Source organism: Bacillus sp. JJ1764 (assembly GCF_036962145.1).
Taxonomy (GTDB): Bacteria; Bacillota; Bacilli; order Bacillales; family Cytobacillaceae; genus Neobacillus.
Genome location: NZ_JBALNY010000193.1, coordinates 1 through 8721 on the forward strand (window position 1 = coordinate 1; position 8721 = coordinate 8721).

General features: G+C 31.8%; 5 protein-coding genes. All 5 read right to left on the bottom strand.

Features of this window, described 5'->3' with window-relative positions; translation table 11 throughout:
• Positions 1 to 1244 (bottom strand): DUF6079 family protein (locus V7083_RS21105; protein WP_335481692.1); only part of this gene is annotated, 1244 nt, incomplete at its 3' end.
• On the bottom strand, positions 1234 to 2133 hold the full coding sequence (locus V7083_RS21110) for a DUF4007 family protein (protein WP_335481695.1): 900 nt from the start codon (positions 2131 to 2133) through the stop codon (positions 1234 to 1236). The genes V7083_RS21110 and V7083_RS21105, both read right to left, overlap by 11 nt.
• A 369-nt stretch (positions 2134 to 2502) precedes the next feature.
• Positions 2503 to 4575 (bottom strand): coiled-coil domain-containing protein, encoded by a 2073-nt coding sequence (locus V7083_RS21115; RefSeq protein ID WP_335481698.1) that lies wholly within the window; start codon positions 4573 to 4575, stop codon positions 2503 to 2505.
• A gap of 2121 nt (positions 4576 to 6696) precedes the next feature.
• A complete protein-coding gene (locus tag V7083_RS21120) occupies positions 6697 to 7518 on the bottom strand; it encodes a DUF4007 family protein (RefSeq protein WP_335481701.1) in 822 nt (273 codons plus the stop codon).
• A 2-nt stretch (positions 7519 to 7520) separates the two neighbouring features.
• The coding region (locus V7083_RS21125; RefSeq protein WP_335481704.1) for an ATP-binding protein at positions 7521 to 8721 on the bottom strand (1201 nt) is incomplete at its 5' end.

Here is an 8721-nt window from a genome sequence, read left to right on the forward strand (position 1 = left end):
TTATAATACAAGTTACTTTTACTAATATGATTTATTAACCCACCAGTTTCTTTACTTTCTAAAAATGTAAAAAGGGTTCTTTCATTTTGACCAAACACACTAGATAAATGAGGGAGCATAAATAACGACACTGGATGCAATGGATACATCGATTTAGCAATTATTCGTTCCCTCTCAGATTGGTTTAGACTTGGAAACAGAGGGTAGCTTTTTAATTTTTTCAATGTACTTTCGTAGGTTTCTTTCGATATTTCCGGTTTTGTCTGAATATTTTCGGTCAGAATCACTTCAGCAATTTTCAAGAAGGTCGCTTGATCACTTGTGATGTTATACTGTCTAAATCTTTTTTCTATACGCTGAAATTCCCTTGCAATATCTTCATGCATACCTTTAAAGTACTGTCGAAGGCTTTTATGAGTAATCAGCATAAATTGCAAAGATTTTTCACGATCCGTTAACTCAGCTAAATCTTGTATATCTTGCATTGTTTCATTCAAGCTTGAATTGTTTAACCCCTGCAAAAATCTACCGAATTCGTCATGTACAATAACCAACCCTAAGTTATTTTTATATAATACATCGACGATATACTCCATTTGGGTTAAAAAGCTTTCATCATAACCAATTTCAAATGTAGCGCCTGACGTTAAGGCAGGATAAATCGCATTAAAGTATGCTATTTCATCTTCATTTTGATTTTTTATTTCTTCTATCCATTTTTCGATGTTTTTACCTTTTGATCCTATTAAATTTTTAAATGATTTATATGTGTCCGGAAATTGTTTCTCCCACTTATCAATAGATTCTATAATTTTTTCACTAATCCCCGGAAGAACGACTTCTATACCTACCGACCTTAAACTTTTAATAATATTTGATAGTATAGCTTGTCTAAATCTCCCTTCGTTACCTGTTAATAATACAGGGAGATATTTCTTTTCAAGGCTGTTTGCTGCACGGATTTGGTCAGCAATATAATCATCAAAATGAGTAAACTTATTAATTAATTTCTCTACTCCCACTGTTGGGGCATTCTTAGACACAATACTACTAATTACAGTTGCAAGAAGCGATTTACCTGTCCCATATGCCCCGACAATTATATGAGATCGATTACCTTCATTCACAAACCCATCTAATAACCCTTTTAAAACCTCTGTATGAGAGGGTGTAGGAATATACCTATTAATAAATTCATCCTTACCCACATCAAATCTAATATTTACACTTGTCTTAAACGCCATTCGCTGATGCCACCCTCTCGATATCTATGTTAAATTCATGGCAAAGATAAGCAAATGGATCTATCTTTGAAACTTTAACATTATCTAAATTGTTTGTTCTGACATATTCAATAGGGAATGTATCATGATTTGTCAATTTGTTTAATGCCTCTATAATTCGATTTCTCGAAAGATTAAATACCTTCCCCCATAAGAAATCCTCGTTGATAATTTCATCAAGACTTATTAGTTCTACTTCATTTTCAAAAGCATATTTTAGCAAAACATAATACAATGGAACTAATCCGATTTTTTCAATTTCCGGGGATATCTTTCGTATATTCTCGTATTTATCTTCTGATGGTTCCTCTTTTAAAAGATTGAGTTTAGTAAATGGACTAAAAATAAAATCCTCCGGATCGTTTTCATTCGCATCCTTAGTATAAAGTTGAATTAATACATCAATATCTCTATCTAAGGACTTCTCAGAAACCGATTTCGGCTCATTATTTTTGACCCATGTTTTAAATGATTTTTTCAAGTCGGGTCTTTGTGTAATAGTCTCTTTATAAATATTGAAATACCAATAAAACGCAGTAGCAAGATCATTATTATTACGAACTAGATGATACTGAAGAATAGAAACTGTTTCATTTTTCTGAAGCAACCTATCGTATTCATATATAAGTTCTCCAATATTAGTCAAAGTATGTTCTTTATTTTCAGTTTCCTTCATTAAGTTCAATGCAAGTAACCAAAACCGTAAAGATCTAACCATGTTTTTCCCTAGACCAATCTTTTCAAATCCGTCTTGATCGTAGAAAAAACGCGGTTCCGATTTAATAGCTTTCATCCCTTTACTAAGCCATTTATCACGCAAATAAAAGCTTTCATGTCTCCCATATGCCATTTAAAACTTCCTTTCTATCAAAACATTCTGGATATACACACCCAGTAATGATATTCAAAAAAAAATATAGTGATATTTATTAGAAAGTGTATCAGATAAATAATCTTTCTCTGGTTAACTCTCTCCAGTAATGATTATACATTAATTTTATGTTTTAAGTAAATGAGAACACCTCAAAAATAAGAACAAATATTCTTTTTTATTATTTGTAATAGCCTGAATAAAGCAAAAAAAGGATAAGGAACCTACTTTTGTAGATTCTTATCCTTTTTCACAACTTTATATTCAGATTAGATTAACACTATATATTACGTTAAAAGTATACGGCAAAATAATGTCCTAAGCTTGTTTCTCTAATTGAAGGAAAAATCAAACTAATTCCTGCAACTTTGACAATGCAAATACTTTTTGTTCATCAGTTAAATGTGAGAATAGAGTTATAACAGCATCAACCTCTAACTCATTTAAACGATTATTAACTAATTTTTTTATTTCCTTTAATGTTTCTAGTGTTGAATCACTAATAAACGTAGGAATGACTTTCGTTTGCTCTATCCATGTTGAACACTCAGAAGCATCCCATATTTTGATGTTTTCTTTTATATTAATATAATTTACAGCCCAACGATCTTCCATTTGATTTAACCGGGCTACTAACATACCCTCATGATTTTCTATAATTGGAGCAAACTCGATTTCCGATTCGAAATCTTCCCATTTATTTTTCAAGCCAGATAATTCCAATATTAGTTCTTTTCTATTATCCTTATATTTGTCTATCCCCTGAATATCATTAAGGAAGTTTTGTAGATCATTTGCAGCTTGCTCAATGCCCTCTCTATCTACCTCATTAATAGACTTACTAAGCACACTTCTAATGTGAGATAAGAAATTTTTGCATTCCTCAACTGTGCTTAATTCGTACATAGAATCATAAATTTTCGAAACCTCTTCAGTAAGCTTATTTAAATACTCTTCGATTCTACTTAGGTTAGCGTTAATCTTTTCAATATTTTCATTTAGATACCTTTTATCAACATTATGGTTCAACAGAAGTTCTAATATTTCTTTACCTTCATTTTTCATTCTAATTAAATCATTATGCCCAGATGTATTGGTAGGTCTATTTCTACTTAAATAGTTTTGTACAGTTTCGTTTATATTTTGTAGCTTTTGAATAGTTGTTAAATCATCTAATATTTGATTTAATTTTGTTTTTAATTTCCGAGCTTCCTCGTTATAATCATATCTAATTAACGATTCAATAATTTGCTTTATCCACTTTTCAAATCCCGATACTTGTGCATAGCTTTGGCATTTCAAATTAGCAACAAAATTTGGAAACTTCTCATTAATATACGAATGACATTTATTTATCATGTTATTTGCTTCTTCTACATGACGATTATTGTATACATACTTTGCTGAATTATTTACTGCACCGTCGATAACGTCACATCCGTCTAGCACTTCAAAAATTTCTTTAAAATTTGTATTACTTCTTAACGCATCACTTAATTTTGATTTAAGCCCACCCATATAACGGACATTTTGCTCATGAAGTTTTACCCCATCTTTTAGAATCATTTCAAGGTTCATAACCTTGTCTTCAAGTTCACTTGGGATATCCTCTTCTAATTTTAACTTCTCATACTCATTCCATAGAGAAGGACAAACATCTATATCATTGTTTCTTTCAACTTTGTTATATAGGAATAAATAACGGCCAGCTGATTTATCAGGATCAACTTTAATGACTGTTGTATCAAAAAGGTCTTTAAAATTTACTTGTTTATCAGTGAAGACCTCATTTCCCCACTCTTCAAGACGTAATCTATTGTCATTAATACTTACCCTTAATTCAATTTTCCTTTGAACTAAGTAGGTAGCAATAAGAAGAGCTAATGCAAAGTCATTTATACCATACGGGGGTCTCTGATAAATATCAAAAACTTTATCTAGGCCAAAGCTACCCTCTTGCTCAACGAATCGATCAAGCTCTTCATAAATCTTTCTGACTTTTAAATTTGTCGGTGAAATTAGCTGATAGTCACTATTAAAAATTCCCCATGAACCTAATCTTTTTTCAAATAGGACCCCTTCTATTCGATTTTTTATTTCTGATGTTTCAGAGTGAATGACTTGAAAAGCTGCTCCTGATAAGATTAGTCTTCCAATTCGTGATAAATTTTTCTTCGCCTTACCTAATGTCTTATTGGAAAATTCTGCAAAAGGGAATGGGATGACAGAATTATATAACTCATCGAATAGGCTATCAAAATATAGTTTTGGTCGTTTGTCAACCTTACCTAATCCATTTTTTGTTAGTATTATTCTTTTCGATACAAGATCACTAAAACGATCTTGTACAAGATTATCTGCTTTATCCTTAAAATCTAGAATAAATCTACTATATTTCTCTTTTTCCTGTGCTGTGAACAAATTTGAGATTTGNNATCAAATTCAAAGCGTTCTAATAACTTTGAAATTGCCTCAATTTTTGCTATATCTGTACCTGATGAAATGTAAACCCAAACTAATTTCCCCTTTGGTTTGTCAGGAGATGTTGCCTGCTCCCAATCATTTACTATATTCAACAGGAAATTTTTTGTAATATCGTCAATATGAACAATTTGTTGATTAAATTGCCATTCACTTGTACTTATTTGGTTTTTTCTCCCAAATGATGTATCCATTTTTTCTAAAGGAAGGACTTGATCAATAGCATTATCAAATACTAAACTTAAATTTATATCCAATTTTCTTTTTTTACTATTAACCAATCTTTTGAAATCATTTATACCAATTGCATCAGCTACAAAATCAAATACATGCGCACTTTCATCATAACTTATTATCCCGAAGTCATGCTCTAGCTGGTTTATTACGTTTTCTACTTCTTTTATTGTAAAGTTTGAAGCATATGCTAATGCCTGTTTCGTTTCCTCTAACGACTTTGTTTTAAACCTTCCAATTCTTATTATTAAGTTAGCAGCTAATACTTCCTTTTGTCTCTCATCCAGTTTATCTCCATGTCGAGCTAGGATCTGATTATAAAGGATACAGTATTCACTTTGCTTCCTTCCTTCTTGTTCTGCAGCTAATAGTTCCTTAAAAAATTCAGTTCTGATGATTCTTGTAGAAGGGACAACTAATAAGTCACCAAATTCATTTAATTCTTTTTCACCTTCAGACTCTATTTGTCTCTCCAAAAATGTCAATGATGACCTTTGTTGAAGCCAAGATGATAAATTAGATAACATCCATGCTGTTAGTGGATGCAAAGGATAAATACCTTCTAAAACTACCTTTTTAAAATGGTCAAAACTTCCCCATACGCTAGAATTTTTAGACTGTGGAACCCAAGAAGTGAATAGGTCATGGAATTTCTTCCATTCCCCTATATTCTTTTCAATTTTATCTACAACTAATTCTTTAAAGTCTTTCGGTTTAGTTCTTTCGATTAAATTAGCAAAAATTGTTTCCAAATTAGAAGACAAATGGATTTTTTCACTTGCTTCATATCTACCTATATATCTATTAATATTTGCTGTCCGATCAACCCTTGTTAGATACGACTTTAAATCAGATTGGATAAATCCAACAAAAATTATTTTATCTTCGCTATCTTGTACAGCCTCGTAGATTTGCTGCAATGCAGAATCCCCTGCTCTAGTTGGATAGGATGATGCATATTCTATATAACGACCAAACTCATCGAAAAATACAACGACTTTGTTAAATTGACCTCTATCTCCACATAAAGTTTCAGCTATTTTTGTAAGTATATCCCCTGCTGATACGCCTTCATCCCATCTAATATAAGTCCCATTTATACTGTAGTAAACTTTATTTATAACCTCAAAAACATTTGAATCCTGTAAAATATTGTCCAATAGATAACCTTTTAAATTTGTTGAAGGACAATTTCCTAAAGTTTCTTTAGCGTATATTTGGTACTGATCTTCATAATTTTCAAAGGTATTTGAAACAAAGTTTTTAGCAATATCATAAGATTTTGTTATCGTTTTTAGAAAATCAGAACTAACGTCATGAAGCGCTAAAACTTTCTGAGTTGCATTGAGAATTTCATAATTCAGGTTAAAATCTTTCATTCCATTAAGAACTAAAACTAAATTAGGTTTTAATTGATACTCCTTTATTCCCGATCCTATTTTGCTATCTACTTTACCTATATTAGTTATAATCCCTTTTTGCAAACCTTCATTTCCACTAAACAAACTCGCTAAAGTCACAGCTAAATGAGATTTACCAGTTCCGTAGGGAGCTATAGTCATAAAGAAATTTGATAAGGGACTCTCTCCATATAATTTATTTGTTAAAATATTTGTAAAAGATGCTGTATCTACTAGGCGATGCGATTTATATGTTAAATCTTCTTCCGAAACTCCAAAGTACTCAGGTCCATGAAAAACAAAACTTTTTGCTACTTCACTTTGTTTCTCAATATTATAAAACCAATCTACCTGCACAGCACCATTAAAATATAATTCTTTTTTGAATCGTAGTATGTCTTTAAGCTGTATCAATTTGTTCATCCCCTTATATTAAGAAGCTATACACCTTGCTTAACATTAATTCTGAAGATACTTGCTTAATTAATGTAATTGGAGAAAGTTGTCTATTAATGATAATGATTCTTTCTTCATTAAAAACCTCTAACACTTCCATTATGGATAGTTCATCCCATAAGAAAGGTCTTCCAAATCCTATATCCAATAGCAGATTATCATAAGTTATTTCACTTTGATTTGGTAAGAACTTTTCCCAATTGTAAAGCAATAAATATGCATATAGATATCTGAATGCTCTATTTATGTCATGCTTTTTAAAAATATACTTCTCTTCCTCGATTTCTAGGATGTTTAAATCTCCAAAACTTTTCTCTGCTGTATAGCAAGTTCTAAATGGAGTTACATTTATCTTATTAGTATCAAATTTTCGGGTAAGTGCATTTAGTAATGATTGATTCGTAAATTCCAAGCCATTACTATTAATAATAGAATTAAAAATATATGACCACATTGCTGCAGGTGAGCCAGTACTTGCGAGATTATAATGGCATAACCAGTGTGTAAGATCCTCTATTAGAAATGGATCTTCGTTATTTACCATTTCACCCAACGGGGTTAATGTTAAGGAAAACCTAGATTCCTCTTTACTAAAATTAATTAGTCCCATTGCTTCTACATACAAAATATGAGGCACTACTTTTCCTGACCTATCTCCAGTAGGTATTGCAGTCATAGCAGAAATTTCTCCTTTTGAAAAAAAATCATTATTATTAGAAGCGAATTGCACGAGTTGTGCAATCGCTTCTTTTTCTGGAGCAAATGTTTGGTGAAAGTTTATTGAGTAATCCATTCCTAATTAATCCTTTCATTCAATGGCGTTACTTTAATTACCATAGGAGATGTGCGTTCTAAGTTACCATCTGGTTTCAACATTGGACCTGAAACGATGCATTCACCTTTCCCTATGTTAGATAATTTCGATGCCCATTCTTTTTTCTTTTGACTATCTGTACTTAAAAATGAAGCAATATCATTTACTTCAGCTTCCGGTGGTGCAAAATAGACCTTCTGACTAGCCATTTGTAAACGTTGAATTTCATCTTTCCCTAATTGCCCTTGCATAAATTGAGTCGCATACCAGCCCGACCAACCAAACTTACGTCCCTCTGTAAGTATTTTTGCACTCGGAGAATTTTCAGAGTGATCTAAGTTTTGTGCTTCATCCAAAATAACCGGGAATGGTTTAGTCTTATCACCATGAGATAAATTGTAGTTCCATAAATCCCAAAGGATAAATTCAGTAACTATTAATTGTACTTCTCTAACAAAACCGGATAATTGAACTACAAAAACGATACCTTCATGTTTTCGATGTTCCTCCCAGTTATACTCCGATTCAGTATCGAACGGATTTCTATCGATTAACGGTTCGATTTTGGCTAACACGGTTTTGGCATTGCTCGTACCATCCGCCTCTAATTCAGTCCTTAAATACTGAAGATTCATTTTAGATCCATACTTCTCAAGCCCCTTCATAGTGGCTCTATATATCGCATTTGCCTGCTGGTCCCCCATACCTTTATAAACAGCTGAGAAGACACTTCTAATACGCTCTGCAACATCAGTATTATCTTCTTCTTTGTATAAATCCTCGTCAATTTCTTTCATATTCTTTTTAAATGGATTAATTGGAAATCCCTTTAATTGAACATGAAATTGTTGAACCCTATCACCTAAGTATTCCTTAAACTCAGGTTCTAGTTTTGATTTTTTAAATCCATCTGTATAGTCAAAGATAATACTTGAAATATTATTTCGTGCTAATTCAAGTAGCAAACATTGCATAAAGTAAGTTTTACCCACACCTGACTTTCCAGAAATCTGTATATGCCTATTCTCAAGCTGCGGATGTCCATACTCCCAATATACTTTTTTATTTGTTCTAGGGTTTTCACCTAACAGAATTCTTATAGAACTAAGGTCATTAGATTGTACACTCGGACTCTGATTAACATCAGATTCCATATGTTTATCAAATTCTTTATTGTCTTCA